Genomic DNA, 13,903 nt, shown 5'->3' with positions numbered 1-13,903 from the left:
AGATCATCTCACCCGTGACCAGCAGTTACGGGACAAGTCTTAGCGAGCTGTTTTCCGAGCCGGAGGTCAAACTGCTGACTCGTGCTCTCCTGGAGTGGGGCGGCCCTGCACACTGCAGCGATGAACTCGCCGTCGGCATGGGGTTCGCCAGTGCGCAGGATCTGCTCGACCAGTGCCAAAGGCTCCGGAAGGCTCTTGGCGAAAACGCCCCACTCGGCGCAGGGGACTGGGCACGGACACTTCTAGCTACAGAGATCGTCTTCGTCAGCGACCTCGCCGGCTCGGGCGTCGAATGGTCAACGACCACGGGGTACGACGATGCGGCGACGATCAGGATGCTGCGGGTGATCCAGCGCAAGCTGGCCCGGACCGTCAGTCCCTATTACGGAAAACTACCGAGCGAGTAGCACTGAGGGCCACTCCGCCGATTTCCACGGCTCGAAGATCTCTCGACCGCTCCACTTTGACTGCACCTGAGTCACGCAGAAGATCGCGTTACGAGCTTTTAGGGAATTCGGTGTCCTCGCAGTCGGACGGATACCGCGCCAGGCCGCAGGCCGGTGTTCCAGCAATATGCCCACATTCCGGGAATGACGATGACGACTTGGTCGACCAGGCTGAAACGTGCCTTAGACGTCGTTTCACTTGGTGAGTCGGCGGTGGTTGATGAGGCTGGTGGCGATGGCGGTGAAGGCGAGGAAGGCGAGGAAGTGTTCGGGCTTGCGTTCGTAGCGCCGGTGGAGGCGGCGGCATCCGCCGAGCCAGGACATGGTCCGTTCAACCACCCAGCGGTGTTGGCCCAGGCGTTGTGAGTTCTCAACGCCTCGCCGGGCTATGCGAGGAATGATGTTCCGCTCGCGGAGCCATCGACGCAGGTAGGGATAGTCGTAGCCCTTGTCGCCATGGAGCTTTGCCGGGCGGCGACGGCGTGGACCGCGAGGGCTGCGGACCGGCGGGATCCCCATCACCAGCGGTTGCAGGGCCAGGCTGTCGTGAGTGTTGGCGGCCGAGATGGCGACAGATACAGGCAGGCCGGCACGATCGACGACGAGATGGATTTTCGATCCCAACTTGCCGCGGTCGGTCGGATTCGGTCCGGTCAGCTGCCCCCTTTGAGGGCGCGGACACTCACGGAGTCAACGGCAAATCGTGACCAGTCCAGCCCGCCCTGAGCACCGAGTTCGTCGAGGATGACGCGATGCAGTCGAGCCCAGACACGCTGCTGAGTCCACCGCGCGAAACGTCGGTAGACGGTGGGCCAGGCCGGCCCGAATACCGGCGGCAACTGCCGCCAGGAACAACCCGACGTGGCCACGAACACGATCGCGGTCAGACATTCACGGTCCCCGGCCCGCCGACGGCCCCCGCCCTGCGGACGCACCACCACCGTCTCCGGCACCACCCGCCGAAACAACTCCCACAACTCATCCGAGACCAGATGCTCAGCAAGACTCGTCATACCAACACAACGACTCTCCTCGCCAAAGGAAACGACGTCTAAGAACACCATCAGTAAGAAGACCAACAAGCAGAACACCAGACCCCTCCGTCCGTGCGGCGAAGCGCCGCCGGCACGGACGGTCGGACCAGGCGCACGCGCCGACATCCCCGCCGGCCGTGCCCGTGGTGGATGAGATGCACCCGGGGATCCGGCTGCTGCTCGAACTCGCGGCGGCTCGGCCTGAGCTGCTGCTGACCGGGCAGGCGCTGACCGATCAAGGTCGCGTCGTGACGGTGATGCTGGAGTCCGGCTGGAGCCGCGAGCAACTGCTTCACGTCATCGCCGCCCGGCCCCTGCCCACCCGGTGAGGACCACGGTCGGCGCGATCATCGCCGCCCGCCTTCGAGCCGCCCAGGCCTACCCCCCGCCCGCCAACCCTGCCGACCACCACGACGAGTCCGCGTGGGAAGACCTGCGGCCGCGTCCGACTAGCCCCGCCGCTGCCGCGCGCACGGTGAGCGAGGCGCTCACCTACCGCGCCCTCGTCGAATGCGCCGGCTGCGGCCTGCCCGGCGCCGCCCCCGACGAGGACCTCTGCCCGGCCTGCCTCGGCTGGCCGCCGTGCCGTACCTGTCCGGGGCCCACTCCCCGGCGCGCCCACCCCGACGGCGACGGCCGCTGCATGACGTGCGCCTCCGCCCTGAGCGACCCGATGGAAGGAAGCACCCTGTGACGGACACCCTCCATACCCCGCCGCCGACCGCAGTCACGCATCACAAGCGACCCTTCGCCCGCGACCCGGGGCGGTGGGACAGGGAACGCTCCCGCGCCCTGCTCACCGGCCACGTCCGCGACCACACCTGCTCAGCAGCCTGCGAACTCGTACTCGTCCACGAACGCACTCCTTGGGGGTGGCTCGCCTGGACCGTCCCTGGCGACGGCAGCCAGCCCGAGATCCCCCATCAGATCGGGGTGCTCACCCCGGGTGCGACCCGCAGGCAGCGCCTGGCCCTGCGCTGGCTGACCCGGCGACCTGCCAGGCGCCTTGTCCTGGGCCCCGTCCCCGGATCCCTGCGGTTCTCCGCCGCCGCCGTCGCCACCTGCCTGCTGTCCGGCGAACCAACTCGACTTCACCCGATCAAGTTCAGTACTGCCGTCACCCCACGCAGAAGCCCCGCCAAGGCGTACCTGACGGAGCTTCAAATTTTTGCGGGTGAAGGGGATCCTCTACATCTCTGGAATCTCCAGACCTGCTTTCCGTGCAAGCGCATGCACATGCTGGTTACGAGCGAGCGAGGGATATTCCGTTACCACCCGCTCCAGCTCCTCCCGAATGAAATTGATGCCAGCTGCCACGAATTCATCGACGGAGCAATGAAGTTCGGATTCCAGGTAGGTCGGAACTATGCGGAGGCCATCCCGGTCCAGGTCGAATCTGATGAATTCGTCATTCTCGGTGAAGTCGATCTTCCCAAGCGCGTTTCCTCCTTGGGCGAAGATCATCACCTGCTGCACGCAGTACATCGCATCGAACAGCGGCACCCAACCCCACGGGGGTCCAACGTCGACGCCCGAGCGGGAGATCGAAAGGCGGCCGAGGAAGTAGTACCACCTCAGCTCAGCCCTCGATACGGTAGCCAGGTCGCCGTCTTGCGTACGCTCTCGGCCGTGATCGGCGTAGTCGGGGCTCGACGAGAAAGAGATCTTCACTGGGAGCTCACTTCACCGGGAAGGCGTTGCGTACATGGTTGAGGTCGGGGTCGAAGTAGACACGCAGCGTGTAGAGCGGTGTCCTATTACGATCTCGCGCGTATCCGACCGGCTCCTCATACGTGAATTCCTTTACGATTCCATCGCGGTTCTGTGTGTCCTTTACTACCCGTCCACGCTTCAGCACATCATTGATCAGAGCCGCACGTGAGGCCTGTGAAGTCTCAGGCAGCCATTCCGTCTTGGAGCGGTCACTTGAGAACATTCCCTCGGGCGTGTGGTTGTTCACGATGTGACTGTCGTCAATAGTCGGACAACCGCTGCTGTTGTGAACGAGAACCGGCGTCTCGCCCGCCAGCACATAGTACGTGTGCTACGCGAAGCCTTCGACCTGCTTTTTCCCAGGTCAAGTACGGTTTGTTGGTCCGGTGAGGTGCGTGGATGTCCGTGGTTGTGCGGGGTTGTTGCCGTCGCCACTGCCGTCAGACGGTTCAGCCCAGGTGCGGCTTTTCGCGCTGTTCCAGGAAGTGTTGGAGCCTGAGTCGTTGGGTGTGGTGCATCGGCAGCTGTTCGATCTCTTCCGGCGGTACGAACCGGAGTTCGGTGGACTCGTCGGAGATCTCCAGTTGGCCGCCGGTGATGCGGGCGGTGAAGCAGACGTTGAACTGACGGCGGACCTCGCCGTCGGTGTAGGCGATGATGTGTTTCGGGTCGGTGTAGGTGCCGACCAGGCCGGTGATCTCGACGTCGAGGCCGGTCTCCTCTTTGACCTCGCGGACGGCTGTGCCTGGCAGGGAGTCGGTGAGGTCCATGCCGCCTCCGGGCAGGGCCCACAGGTCGTTGTCGCGGCGGCGCTGGAGGAGGATGCGCCCGTGGTCGTCGGTGACGACGGCGGAAGCGGCGACGACCATGCTGTTCGGCTTGGGTGCGTTGGGGTCGTCGTAGTACTCGGTGCGGGCCACGGTCAGTCTTCCTCTCGTACGGGGGTTGCGGTCGCCCACACGGCGTCGAAGCTGTCGGCGTAGGTGTCGAACATGCCGCTCTCCTGGTGTCGGCGAAGGTGCCACACGGGGGCTGCGTAGGCGTTGACGCCCCAGACGTGTGCGTTGACGAGTTGCTGGTCGTCGGCGCGGTAGAGGGAGTTGTAGAGCGTGGTTTCGTGGGTGCGGACTTCGATGCCGGGGGTGTCGGCGAGCGGCTTGTAGTGCATGAGCGCGAGGCGGCAGCGGGATTCGATGCCGTGGCCGAACCGCTCTTCCTGGCCGCGGGCTTGGACGTTGTCGCTGTCGGGGTCCCCGATCGCGATGCGGACGGTGCAGCCTTCGGCGGCGCGTTCGGTGAGGAGTTCGTTCAGCCGCGGGTACGCCTCGTGGAGGAAGACTGCCGCGTAGACGAGGATGTCGATACGTTCCCGGGCCTGGGCCATCAGGTCGGTGAACGCCGAGACGGGGATGTCGGCCCGCTGTTCGTAAAGCGCGACCAGTTCGGGGCTGATGGCGCGGGCGGGGCGGGCCTGGCGGAGCGCCGGCCAGAGTGCGTGCACGTCTTCTCCCAGGGCCTTGGCCGCCTGGAGGGCTGTGGCACGACGTGGGATACGCCCGAGGTTCACCCAGCGCTCGACCGACTTGGGGTCGACCTCGACCTGCTGAGCGAGTGCGGCGTACGTCCAGCCTCCCGCCGCCATGACGGCTCGTAGTCTCTCGTTCGGCACGAGTCTCCCCCTTCGTCTCAGGACGGCACTAGGGACGTTCTACACGGTGCAGGACGTCCCGAAGTGGGGTTTGGTGGAGGTTCCTTCGTCCCGGTGACCGGCGTGAGGATCGGTGCCGACCCTGCGGCACGAATAGGTCCAGGGGCACGCATCAACGCCGCCGAGGAGCGTCACCGTGCGAATGAGCGCCGCCCCATGTGTTCCCGCCCTGCGACTGGACGCCCGGTCGCGCGCCGCCTCGCCGGGGTGGTCACGATGACGGCCCCCACCCCTGGTGCCGACGGGCACACCGTCTCGCCCGATGCCGGCGCCCTGGTGGTCGACCGGCGGAGCGGCAAGGTGGGCGTGGTGATGGGGCATGTGGGGACGTACGTGCAGCTTCGGCCACCGCGCGGTGGCAGAGAGTGGGACGTGCCGCCTGAGGACGTTCGCCCGCCGACTCCGACGGAGGAGTTGAGCGCGAAGGTGGCCGTGGCCAACCGGAGGTGGGGACGGTGACCCCGCGCTCGGTCCTGCGCTACGAGACCTGGACGCTCCAGCCCGACCGCGAGCCGGACGCGGAGCCGGTCCTTTACGCGATGCAGTGCGCCGTGGACGGAGAAACCTCACCGACGAGCGTGGACTTCACCGAACCGCAGAACTGGGTGCTGCGGCACTGCGGCCAGAACCCGTCCCACCATACCTACCGGGAGATCATCACCCGGCCCTGGCGGGCCTGGCGGCAGACGTGACCAGCCCCGCTGGCCCAAGCACCGCACCGCGCTGACCTACCCGACTCCCGTCCTTGCCGGGCGTGGCCGATCGAGGCTCCCCCGTCCTCGTCAGCCCCGGCAGGGACGGGCCCTCACGTACGTGCCGGGCCCATGGGTCATGAGGTTCTGGCCTCAGCCACAGAAAGTCAGCCACCACGGCGGGCGTGCCGACCGATTACCCGCCACGTGTGTCTCGCTCAACCCCGCACCGGCATCAGCCCAGTTATCTCCATCGTCACGGCCCCCAGCCAGGCAGCAAACATGGGCGTCCGGGACGGCGCGAACCCGTCGGGCGGCCTCTCGAGTGCCCCGGCCGGTCTGCTGGTGAGCGGTCGGACCGGGGGCTTCCGATTGGTAGTCCGGCCTACGCTCCCGGGCTCTGCGCGCCGAGTGGTCGGCGGCCGTCGCCAGCGGGGCGGCAGACAGGAGCGGGCGGCGGTCACCGACCGCCGACGCGCGGCGGCCCGCGTCAGCGGGACGCCCTTGATCAAGTAAAGAAACTCTGAACAGCTCACCCACTGGCCGACCTGTCAGCCTGGTCGTCAGGGGCCCTGCTGGCGGCGCCTCTTCGCGTCGGCGAGTCTGTCTTCGAGTTCCTTGCGGGCGGCTGCGGGATCTTCGTGGAGCGGTGGCGCGAGTTGGCCACGGCGGGCCAGTTCGCGGGTGATCTTCCGGCCTTTCTCAACCGCTGCTTGGTACGCCGTGCGGGCCTGGTTGAGCTCGTTATGGATTTGGTCGGCAAGCGCTTTGAGCTCGGCGTCGGAGAGGTGCGCGAATTCGCCGGCGGTCCTACGGGCCTGGCGTTCGATCTCCTCGCGCTGGAGGTGCTGGACGACCTTGGAACTGTAGTTCTTGCCGGGTGTGGGGGCGGTGCGGACGAAGACGCCGCGCCCCTTGACCGCGTAGATCAGTCCCTCGCTCTTCAGGAGGCGAAGGGCGTTCTGCGCGGTGGAGTTGGCGATGGTGAACCGCTCTTGCAGCTCACGTGCGGAAGGCAGCTTGCTACCCGGGGGAAAGAGTCCTTCCTTGATCTCTTCGCGCAGGGTGTCTGCGGTCCGGACGAAGGGAGGACGGTTGTCCTCGGCGCGGGCCGAACGCCACCCAGGAGGAAAGGGGCCGTCCCCTGTCGCGCCTTCGTCGCCGTCCTTTTCTTCGGTGTCCTGTTGGTCGAGGGGCAGGCTGACGTAGCTGCCCCGGCCGAGGACGGAGTAGACGAGCCCTTCCTGCCTCAGGACGCGCAGGGCGTTTTGGACGGTGGAGCTGGCGACACCGAACCGCTCTTGGAGATCGCGTGCCGACGGCAGGCGCTCACCGGGCTGAAGCTCGCCGTTGAGGATGGCGGCCCGCAGCACTTCGGCGGCCTGGAGGTAGGGGGGCCGCGGGTCGTCGTCCAAGGGCAGGGTCATGGGCCAACCGTAGCGTCCGTAGCGCCCGCCGCACACGCCTGCATCACCACCCTTATCGACCGTCCCACCTATGCGTGCGTTGCATCCATATCGCCGTAGCGCTATGGTCATCATCGAGTCGATCAAGCGGCTCCATCTCGAACGATGAGGATGTGATGGCATGGCCATGTCTCGAATCCGGGTTGCCCTGCTGCCGTCGGCGGTGTGCATCGCGGGCACCGACCCGGTGCTGAAGATCAAGGACCAGCAGACCGGGGAGGTCGCCACCGACCGGGAGACCGGCGCGTCGCTGTACACGGTGACCGTGATGCTCATGGAGGACGGCCGGGCCGAGGTCCTGAAGATCACGGTTCCGGAGACGGGCCTGGCCGCCGGGCTCAAGCCGGGCGCGATGGTGCGGCCGGTGGAACTGTTCGCCACCCCGTGGGCGCGGATCTTCAACGGACAGCTCTCCGACGGCGTCGCCTACCGCGCCGCCCGCCTGGAGCTGGTCGCGGCGGAGGCCGCGCAGTGACCGGGCTCGACAACCGGGGGCCGCAGCGTGAGCTGCATGTGCTGCGGCCCCTGCCGGGCACCGAGAGCAAGGCGACGTTCTCCGCATCCGGGGCGGTCCTCGACCTGCTCGGCCTGACCCCGGCGGACGCGGCCGGGCTGGACCTGGCCGACGTGCTGCACCTGATACGCGCGACCAAGGGGGACTGACGTGGAGAACCTGACCGATCGCGCGCCGCAGGTGCTGCTGGTCGTCGCCGTGCTGGCGGGCGCGTGGCTGTTGTGGGCAATGGTGCGCTACGTCCGTGCCGACCGGGGCACGCGGGTCAGCATGCGGCAGGCCGTTCGGGTTCGATGGGGCTGGGTGCGCCTGGCGCGGATGGCCGGACTGACGGTCACCGACAAGACGCCGGGCCTGCTCGCGCAGCTCACCGCTCAGAAGGACAGCCCCGCCCCCGCGCCCCGGGTACTGACTCCCCGGATCAAGGTCAAGCCGGACCGGTTCGGGGTGATCGTGCAGGCCAGGACCCTGCCGCAGGTCGGACTGGAGGAGTACCAGAAGGCGGCGCGGTTCCTGGCCGACGCCTGGCGGTGCACGCGGGTCTCCGTCCTGCCGGACGGGCCCGGCCGGGTGGTGATCCGGGGCGTGCGCTCCGACCCGTTGACCACACCGACCGAGCACCGACCCACCGGCCGCCCGCCGGAGGACGTGGCGCGCTGGGAACTGGGGGTGGACGAGTACGCCGCACCGGTATGCGTGTCCCTGGCGAACGTGCCCGGGGTGACCGTGGCCGGCACCCCCGGCGCGGGCAAGACCTCGGGAATCAACAAGTTCGTGTGTGACCTCGCGCCGTCGGCGGCCGTGCAGTTCGTGGGCTTCGACGGGAAGGTGTCGCGGGCCGAAGAGGGCGACTACGCGGACCTGGTCAAGCGGATGTTCGCTTTCTGCGGGGACGACCTGGATGAAGCGAATGCGCTGTTCAAGCGCCTGGTGGCGCTGCGTCGGCGGCGATCCTCGGTGATCCGGGACGTGATGGACGTGAAGAACATGTGGCACGTTGGCCCCTCCCGGCTGTGGCCACTCACCGTGGTGCTCATCGACGAGGCGCACACGTTCTTCCGCGAGTACAAGGGCAGCGACGCCGAGACGAAACGTTTGGCCGCGCTGACGGCGGAGAACACCCGGCTGGTGGAAGACCTGGTCAAGAAGGGCCGCAGCGTCGGCATCCTGACCATCCTGATTAGCCAGAAGACCACGGGCGACGCCATCCCGACCTTCATCCGCGACGTGTGCCCGGTCGGGCTGTCGTTCGCACAGAAGACCGTGGAAGCCGCGGTGGCCGCACTCGGCGACGACATCCGCAACTGGCCCGACGCCAGCCCGGTCACCTTGCAGGACCCCGCCTACGTCGGCGTCGCGGTGATGGCCATGCAGGGCCGCCCCGGCTACACCCGCATCCGCACCCCCTACGTCTCCGACGCCGACGCCGCCCGCATCGCGGAGGACACCTCGCACCTGACCGCCGACCCGGAGCTCCTTCTGGACGCCCTGCTTCACTCGACCGGCCAGGCGGCTACGCCTCTGCCCCGGCTCACCAAGCAGCCCTGAACACCCGGACCCGGGAGGGAGGTTGAACCCATGGCGGAGGAGCGGTTCACCCGGCGCACTGTGACCGTGGTCATGGCGGTCATCGCGGCCCTGGCCTTCGTCTTCTCCTTCGGCAACGTCTGGGCGCTCGCCCTGCGCCTCGGCGTCCCGCATCCGATCGCCCCGCTGATTGCGCCCATGGTGGACCTGTCGGTGGTCGGACTCTTGGTCGCCCTGCGCTTCCTCGCCCTGCGCTTCCTCGCCCTGCGCGGCGTGCCGCAGGCGGAGCTGCGAGCCGGTACCCGGCTGCTGCACCTGTGCGGCCTGCTCACCCTCGCGCTGAACACCGCTGACCCCCTGCTCACCGGACGCTACGGACGGGCCTGCCTGGACACCGTCGCCCCGCTCCTGCTCTTGGGCTGGGGCCACATCGGCCCTGCCTTCCTCGCCCAGTTCCACACCCTCACCCACCCCACCGAGAACCGGGAGACCACCACCCCTGCCGCCGAACAGGTCCCCAACGAAGCACCCGTATCCGAGCCCCCGACGCCCGCCCCGGTCGTCGCCGAGTCCCCCACCGAGGAACCGCAGCCCGCTCCGGCTCCGACCGCCGCTGCGCCCGTCGTAGCCAAGACGGCCCGGCCCGCATCCGGTCCTGCCCTGCCGCCCGCCTTGCTGGACGCGGCCCGGCGCGTCGCGGATACCCACCGTGCCGAGCACGGGACACCGATCACCGCCGCTCACCTGGGGACGCGCATGGGCGTCGCCCTTCCGGTGGCCACCGCAGCGCTCGCTCAGCTCTGAGTCCCAGCCCTCACCGGCCACCTCCCCCTCGCCGCACCACGCCCGCCCATGGGCCTGGTTCGTCATGCCCCGAGTAGTACCAACACGCCTTCCTGCCTGGCTGGTTGCTGCTCGGGGCCACCCACCCGACAGAAGGGACACGCCCCGAATGGTCACCCTGGACCTGCGCCACGTGGCAAGCCCCGCCGTGCGGGACTTGCTCCACCTGGTCAATCACCCCGACTTCGACCGCGCACAGCGGCAGATCGAACGACTCGGCGGCTGCACCGAACCCGTACGCCTGACCGGCCAGAGCACGACCGTCGACACCATGACCGGTGAGGTGCTGCGCTCCTATACCGCCTCCGACGAGCCCACCGGCAGCCTGCTGACCACGTGCGGCAACCGCCGTGCCTCCCGCTGCCCGGCCTGCTCCCGTCTCTACGCCGCCGATACCTACCACCTCATCCGCGCCGGCCTCTCCGGCGGCAAGACCGTCCCCGACACCGTCCGCACCCACCCCCGCGTCTTCGCCACCCTCACCGCCCCCTCCTTCGGCCCCGTCCACAACCGCCCCGACGCCCGGCCCTGCCGCTGCGGAACCCGCCACGAGCCCACGGACCCACTGCTCGGCACACCGCTCAATCCGGCGACGTACGACTACGCGGGTGCAGTCCTCTTCAACGCCCACGCCGGAGCCTTGTGGGCCCGCTTCACCACTTACCTGCGCCGCGAGCTCGCCGTCCGGCTCGGCCTCACCCAGAAGGCCGCCCGCACGGTTCTACGGATGTCCTTCGCCAAGGTCGCCGAGTACCAGAAGCGCGGCCTGGTCCACTTCCACGCCGTGATCCGCCTCGACGGCCCCGACGGCAGCACCCAGCCCCCGCCCTCGTACGCCACCGTCGCCGTGCTCACCGAACGCCATCCGCGCCGCCGCACCACGCGCCCGCATCTCCGTCACCTCGGACGCGATCGGGGAACGCGAACTCACCTGGGGCCAGCAGCTCGACGTACGCGAGATCGCCGCCTTCGACACCGATAGCGAACTCACCGACCAGGCGGTGGCCGCCTATGTGGCCAAGTACGCCACCAAGTCCGCCGACGCCTCCGGCACCCTCGACCACGCCCTGTACTGCCGCCCCTGCCAGGGACGCGGCGCCACCCTCCTGCCCCACGGCACCCCGCTCCCCTGCACCGCGTGCGACGGCACCGGACAGGCCCGGCCTCTACCCCGCCTCGCGGTCGCCCGGCATGTGCGGCAGATGATCCGCACCTGCTGGGAGCTCGGCAGGCTGCCCGAGTTCGCCGACCTCAAGCTCTGGAAGTGGGCGCACATGCTCGGCTTCCGCGGCCACTTCTCCACCAAATCCCGCGCCTACTCGACCACCCTCGGCGCGCTGCGCGCTGCCCGCCGCACCTGGCGCACCGAACAGGCCCGCACCCACGCCGGCCTGCCCGAGCGCGCCCCGGACACCACCCTCGTCGTCGGGCACTGGGCATACCTCGGCACCGGCTACAGCCCCGGCGCCAGGCTCCTCGCCGCCGCCGTCTGGCACCGCAGAGAACTCGCACGGCGGTTCATCGCGGAAGGCGGCTGCTGATGACCGCACATGACCCGGTCCCTCCCCGCCAGCCGGTGAGCACGCCGGAGGAACTGCTGACGGTGCCACAGGTCATGGCCCGCCTCCAGCTCGGCCGCTCCGCCGTCTACGACCTGCTCCGCACCAGCCAGCTCGCCTCGATCACCCTCGGCCGCGCCCGCCGCATCCCCGCCCGCGCGCTCACCGACTTCATCCGCACCCGCCTCGACCAGGAAGCCGCGTAATGACCACTCCCCGAGACAGCAGCCCCTCCCGCCGCGTGCGCGCCAACGGCGACGGAACCGTCTATCAGCGCAAGGACAGCCGGTGGGAGGCTGCCGGATACGTCCTCGCACCCGGCAACACGCGCAAGCGCATCCGCGTCTACGGCGCCACCCGCAAGGAGGCCCTGGCCAAGCTCACCGAGAAGATCGCCAACAGTAACCGCGGCCTCCCCATTCCGTCCGCGCAGGGTAGCGTGGCCGCGTACCTGACGTACTGGCTCGACGCTGTCGCCGTCCACCAGCTCCGCGAGAACACCCACACCCGCTACACCGCCGTCGCCCGGCTCTACCTCATCCCCGGCCTCGGACGGAAGAAGCTCGCCAAGCTCACCGCCAAGGACGTCCGCACCTGGCTCAACCAGCTCCGCACCACCTGCCAGTGCTGCACCCGCGGCCTCGATGCCGCCCGTGACCAACCCCTCTGCTGCGCCGCCGGAAAGTGCTGCTCCAAGCAGCTCTCGCCCCTGACCCTGGCCTACGTACACTCCGTGCTCAAGTCCGCCCTGGAGCACGCCGTGCGTGAGGAGGAGATCCCGCGCAACGTCGCCCATAACGTCCGCACCGGCACGCCCCGGCCCCGCCGCTTCGAACCCCTCACCGGCGACGAAGCGCGCAACTTCCTGGCCGCCACCAGCGGTCACCGGTTGCAGCCGCTGTTCGAACTCGCTCTGCATACCGGGCTCCGCAAGGGCGAACTCCTCGGCCTGCGCTGGGAAGACCTCGACCTGGCCAGCGGAACCGCCAGCATCCGCCGCACCCTCCAACGCATCAACTCCAGCGGCCTGACTGCCCTCCCGACCAAGACCAAGAGCTCTGAACGGCGCATCGCCCTGCCCGCGCCATGCCTGCGCTCCCTCGAACAGCACCGCAACCGGCAACTCCAGGAACGCGAGGCGGCGGGAACGGGCTGGCAGGACAGCGGCTACGTTTTCACCCGTCCCAACGGCGCCCCGATCGAAGGATCAACCCTCACCCGGCACTTCAACACCCTGCTCCGCCGGGCCGGGCTCCGGCGCATCCGGTTCCACGACCTCCGCCACTCGACCGCGACCCTCCTCCTGGAACAAGGAGTGGAACTCGTCGTGATCAAGGAGCTGCTGGGGCACGCCCACATCGGCGTCACCGCCACCGTCTACGCCCACGTCCGGCTCCGCCTCCAACGCGACGCCATCGACCTCCTCGGACACGCCCTCCGCAACCCCACCGAGACCACCGGCAAGCCCGACGACGGCAACGAACCACCCCTCGTCGGAGCCGCCGTCCGCTGACGTTGCCGTCAACTACTGCCGTCACCCCACCCAGACGCCCCGCCAGATGCCAACTGGCGGGGCGTCATATTTGCTCGCGCACGCGCCCTAAAGTCAGCAAGTGGCGAGATCTACGCGAAGTTCTCGCATTAGTCCCACAATCGAATCCAGGAAGGCATTATCAAGGGATTCTTGAGACGTCTGAAAGTTCCGCCAAATAATCCTCGCCGGGGGCCCTTCGCCGAAACTCGAAGAAATACAGTCCGCGAGAGCGTCAAGATTTGATCCAAAGTAACCGCCCGGACCATTGACCGCCTCACCCAATGCACAGTAGAACCCCGACTTCGTGGAAATTTGCCCACCGTCCAAGTGGACAACGTCCTCCACTCCATAGCGAGCAGCCCTACGGTTCGAAGCGAACCAGGAATTTTGAACAACGTGCAGCCATGCGCCCTGATAGTTCGCCGGCCACCGAACCCATTCCCCCTTCTCCAGGGCGACCCCTGATGCCCAACGCGGCCAAATTCTCTCAGCTTCGGGATACTCGCAACGATTACCAAAGAACCGGAAAGCGACTCTTGGAATATTTCCGCCTGGCTCCCCTACGCCAGGGTCTCCGAGCACAGCCCGACCAATGAAGTACTCGCCAATCTTCTCCCGTTGACGATTCATGACCGCCATCACTGCATCTTCGACCCTCCGCCCACCCTTCTCGACCTCATGAGCCCTCAGGAAGGCCACTTCCGGCGATTCCGCTTCCGGGTCGACAAAAAACCCCTCTACTCCCTCAGCGGCAACAAGCACCCCCCCGGACTCTTCATCCGATACCACGTACAGCGGGAAATCCGCCTTGCCCACTACGGGCAGTTCGCCAGCCACGCCTAATCCCCAAACCGGAACTGGTGCAGC

The 13,903-nt window shown here is 67.9% G+C and carries 18 protein-coding genes and 1 pseudogene; 12 read left to right on the top strand and 7 right to left on the bottom strand.

Features of this window, described 5'->3' with window-relative positions:
- Nucleotides 1-14 precede the first annotated feature (14 nt).
- Nucleotides 15-407, top strand: a complete 393-nt coding sequence (locus OHU34_RS44195; RefSeq protein ID WP_331733336.1) for a hypothetical protein — start codon at nucleotides 15-17, stop codon at nucleotides 405-407.
- A 234-nt stretch (nucleotides 408-641) separates the two neighbouring features.
- On the opposite strand, the gene OHU34_RS44190 is transcribed toward OHU34_RS44195, so the two are convergent.
- Nucleotides 642-1,459, bottom strand: a protein-coding gene (locus OHU34_RS44190; RefSeq protein ID WP_331733334.1) for an IS5 family transposase whose coding sequence is annotated in 2 segments (ribosomal slippage) — nucleotides 642-1,109 and nucleotides 1,112-1,459 — 816 coding nt in all. Because the reading frame shifts where the segments join, the coding sequence is not laid out codon by codon here.
- A gap of 167 nt (nucleotides 1,460-1,626) precedes the next feature.
- On the opposite strand from OHU34_RS44190, the gene OHU34_RS44185 reads away from it, so the two are divergent.
- Together OHU34_RS44185 and OHU34_RS44180 are read left to right on the top strand one after the other, a co-directional pair.
- Entirely contained in the window at nucleotides 1,627-1,809 is a 183-nt protein-coding gene (locus OHU34_RS44185; RefSeq protein WP_405772655.1) for a hypothetical protein, read from the top strand.
- Nucleotides 1,806-2,174: a hypothetical protein gene (locus OHU34_RS44180; RefSeq protein WP_331733330.1), complete on the top strand. Its 369-nt coding sequence runs from the start codon at nucleotides 1,806-1,808 to the stop codon at nucleotides 2,172-2,174. The genes OHU34_RS44185 and OHU34_RS44180 overlap by 4 nt, the downstream gene beginning before the upstream one ends.
- Nucleotides 2,175-2,668: 494 nt before the next feature.
- Here OHU34_RS44180 and OHU34_RS44175 read toward each other — a convergent pair whose 3' ends face one another.
- The 4 genes from OHU34_RS44175 to OHU34_RS44160 all read right to left on the bottom strand — a co-directional run bounded on the left by OHU34_RS44175 (nucleotide 2,669) and on the right by OHU34_RS44160 (nucleotide 4,835).
- Nucleotides 2,669-3,151, bottom strand: coding sequence for a hypothetical protein (locus tag OHU34_RS44175; RefSeq protein ID WP_331733328.1), 483 nt, complete (start codon nucleotides 3,149-3,151; stop codon nucleotides 2,669-2,671).
- Nucleotides 3,152-3,158: 7 nt separating this feature from the next.
- On the bottom strand, nucleotides 3,159-3,440 hold the full coding sequence (locus OHU34_RS44170; RefSeq protein WP_331733327.1) for a hypothetical protein: 282 nt from the start codon (nucleotides 3,438-3,440) through the stop codon (nucleotides 3,159-3,161).
- Between the two features lie 202 nt (nucleotides 3,441-3,642).
- The gene (locus OHU34_RS44165) at nucleotides 3,643-4,113 is read right to left on the bottom strand and encodes an NUDIX domain-containing protein (RefSeq protein ID WP_331733326.1); all 471 of its coding nucleotides are present in this window, start codon (nucleotides 4,111-4,113) and stop codon (nucleotides 3,643-3,645) included.
- Nucleotides 4,114-4,115: 2 nt separating this feature from the next.
- The gene (locus OHU34_RS44160) at nucleotides 4,116-4,835 is read right to left on the bottom strand and encodes an XRE family transcriptional regulator (RefSeq protein ID WP_051822022.1); all 720 of its coding nucleotides are present in this window, start codon (nucleotides 4,833-4,835) and stop codon (nucleotides 4,116-4,118) included.
- Nucleotides 4,836-5,108: 273 nt separating this feature from the next.
- On the opposite strand from OHU34_RS44160, the gene OHU34_RS44155 reads away from it, so the two are divergent.
- A complete protein-coding gene (locus tag OHU34_RS44155; protein WP_331733987.1) occupies nucleotides 5,109-5,360 on the top strand; it encodes a hypothetical protein in 252 nt (83 codons plus the stop codon).
- Nucleotides 5,348-5,593, top strand: coding sequence for a hypothetical protein (locus OHU34_RS44150; RefSeq protein ID WP_331733324.1), 246 nt, complete (start codon nucleotides 5,348-5,350; stop codon nucleotides 5,591-5,593). The genes OHU34_RS44155 and OHU34_RS44150 overlap by 13 nt, the downstream gene beginning before the upstream one ends.
- 563 nt (nucleotides 5,594-6,156) lie before the next feature.
- Here the strand turns inward: OHU34_RS44150 and OHU34_RS44145 are convergent.
- The gene (locus OHU34_RS44145; protein WP_405772652.1) at nucleotides 6,157-7,008 is read right to left on the bottom strand and encodes a GntR family transcriptional regulator; all 852 of its coding nucleotides are present in this window, start codon (nucleotides 7,006-7,008) and stop codon (nucleotides 6,157-6,159) included.
- A 172-nt stretch (nucleotides 7,009-7,180) separates the two neighbouring features.
- Between OHU34_RS44145 and OHU34_RS44140 the strand changes: the two genes are divergently transcribed.
- From OHU34_RS44140 to OHU34_RS44110, 7 genes and pseudogenes are all read left to right on the top strand, one after another.
- Nucleotides 7,181-7,534, top strand: coding sequence for a hypothetical protein (locus tag OHU34_RS44140; protein ID WP_331733321.1), 354 nt, complete (start codon nucleotides 7,181-7,183; stop codon nucleotides 7,532-7,534).
- On the top strand, nucleotides 7,531-7,722 hold the full coding sequence (locus OHU34_RS44135; RefSeq protein ID WP_331733319.1) for a hypothetical protein: 192 nt from the start codon (nucleotides 7,531-7,533) through the stop codon (nucleotides 7,720-7,722). Before OHU34_RS44140 ends, OHU34_RS44135 begins: the two co-directional genes overlap by 4 nt.
- A 1-nt stretch (nucleotide 7,723) precedes the next feature.
- Nucleotides 7,724-9,121 carry an FtsK/SpoIIIE domain-containing protein gene (locus OHU34_RS44130; protein ID WP_331733317.1) on the top strand — a complete coding sequence of 466 codons (1,398 nt, stop codon included), beginning with the start codon at nucleotides 7,724-7,726 and terminating at the stop codon, nucleotides 9,119-9,121.
- Between the two features lie 30 nt (nucleotides 9,122-9,151).
- Entirely contained in the window at nucleotides 9,152-9,904 is a 753-nt protein-coding gene (locus OHU34_RS44125) for a DUF2637 domain-containing protein (protein ID WP_331733314.1), read from the top strand.
- Between the two features lie 148 nt (nucleotides 9,905-10,052).
- A pseudogene (locus tag OHU34_RS44120) lies at nucleotides 10,053-11,484 on the top strand (replication initiator).
- On the top strand, nucleotides 11,484-11,708 hold the full coding sequence (locus OHU34_RS44115; RefSeq protein ID WP_331733311.1) for a helix-turn-helix domain-containing protein: 225 nt from the start codon (nucleotides 11,484-11,486) through the stop codon (nucleotides 11,706-11,708). Before OHU34_RS44120 ends, OHU34_RS44115 begins: the two are co-directional and overlap by 1 nt.
- Nucleotides 11,708-13,015: a tyrosine-type recombinase/integrase gene (locus OHU34_RS44110; RefSeq protein WP_331733308.1), complete on the top strand. Its 1,308-nt coding sequence runs from the start codon at nucleotides 11,708-11,710 to the stop codon at nucleotides 13,013-13,015. The genes OHU34_RS44115 and OHU34_RS44110 overlap by 1 nt, the downstream gene beginning before the upstream one ends.
- Before the next feature lie 93 nt (nucleotides 13,016-13,108).
- Here OHU34_RS44110 and OHU34_RS44105 read toward each other — a convergent pair whose 3' ends face one another.
- Nucleotides 13,109-13,873, bottom strand: coding sequence for a barstar family protein (locus OHU34_RS44105; RefSeq protein ID WP_405772648.1), 765 nt, complete (start codon nucleotides 13,871-13,873; stop codon nucleotides 13,109-13,111).
- Nucleotides 13,874-13,903: the final 30 nt, after the last annotated feature.

The sequence above is a fragment of the Streptomyces sp. NBC_00080 genome (assembly GCF_045041255.1).
GTDB classification, from domain to species: Bacteria; Actinomycetota; Actinomycetes; order Streptomycetales; family Streptomycetaceae; genus Streptomyces; species Streptomyces coriariae.
This window is presented reverse-complemented; position numbering and strand designations above follow the sequence as displayed.

What these genes read in the sequence shown, in the direction of transcription:
- OHU34_RS44160 (WP_051822022.1), bottom strand. Translation starts at nt 4,835, where the DNA reads ATGGCGGCGGGAGGCTGGACGTACGCCGCACTCGCTCAGCAGGTCGAG.
- OHU34_RS44140 (WP_331733321.1), top strand. Translation starts at nt 7,181, where the DNA reads ATGGCCATGTCTCGAATCCGGGTTGCCCTGCTGCCGTCGGCGGTGTGC.
- OHU34_RS44125 (WP_331733314.1), top strand. Translation starts at nt 9,152, where the DNA reads ATGGCGGAGGAGCGGTTCACCCGGCGCACTGTGACCGTGGTCATGGCG.
- OHU34_RS44115 (WP_331733311.1), top strand. Translation starts at nt 11,484, where the DNA reads ATGACCGCACATGACCCGGTCCCTCCCCGCCAGCCGGTGAGCACGCCG.
- OHU34_RS44110 (WP_331733308.1), top strand. Translation starts at nt 11,708, where the DNA reads ATGACCACTCCCCGAGACAGCAGCCCCTCCCGCCGCGTGCGCGCCAAC.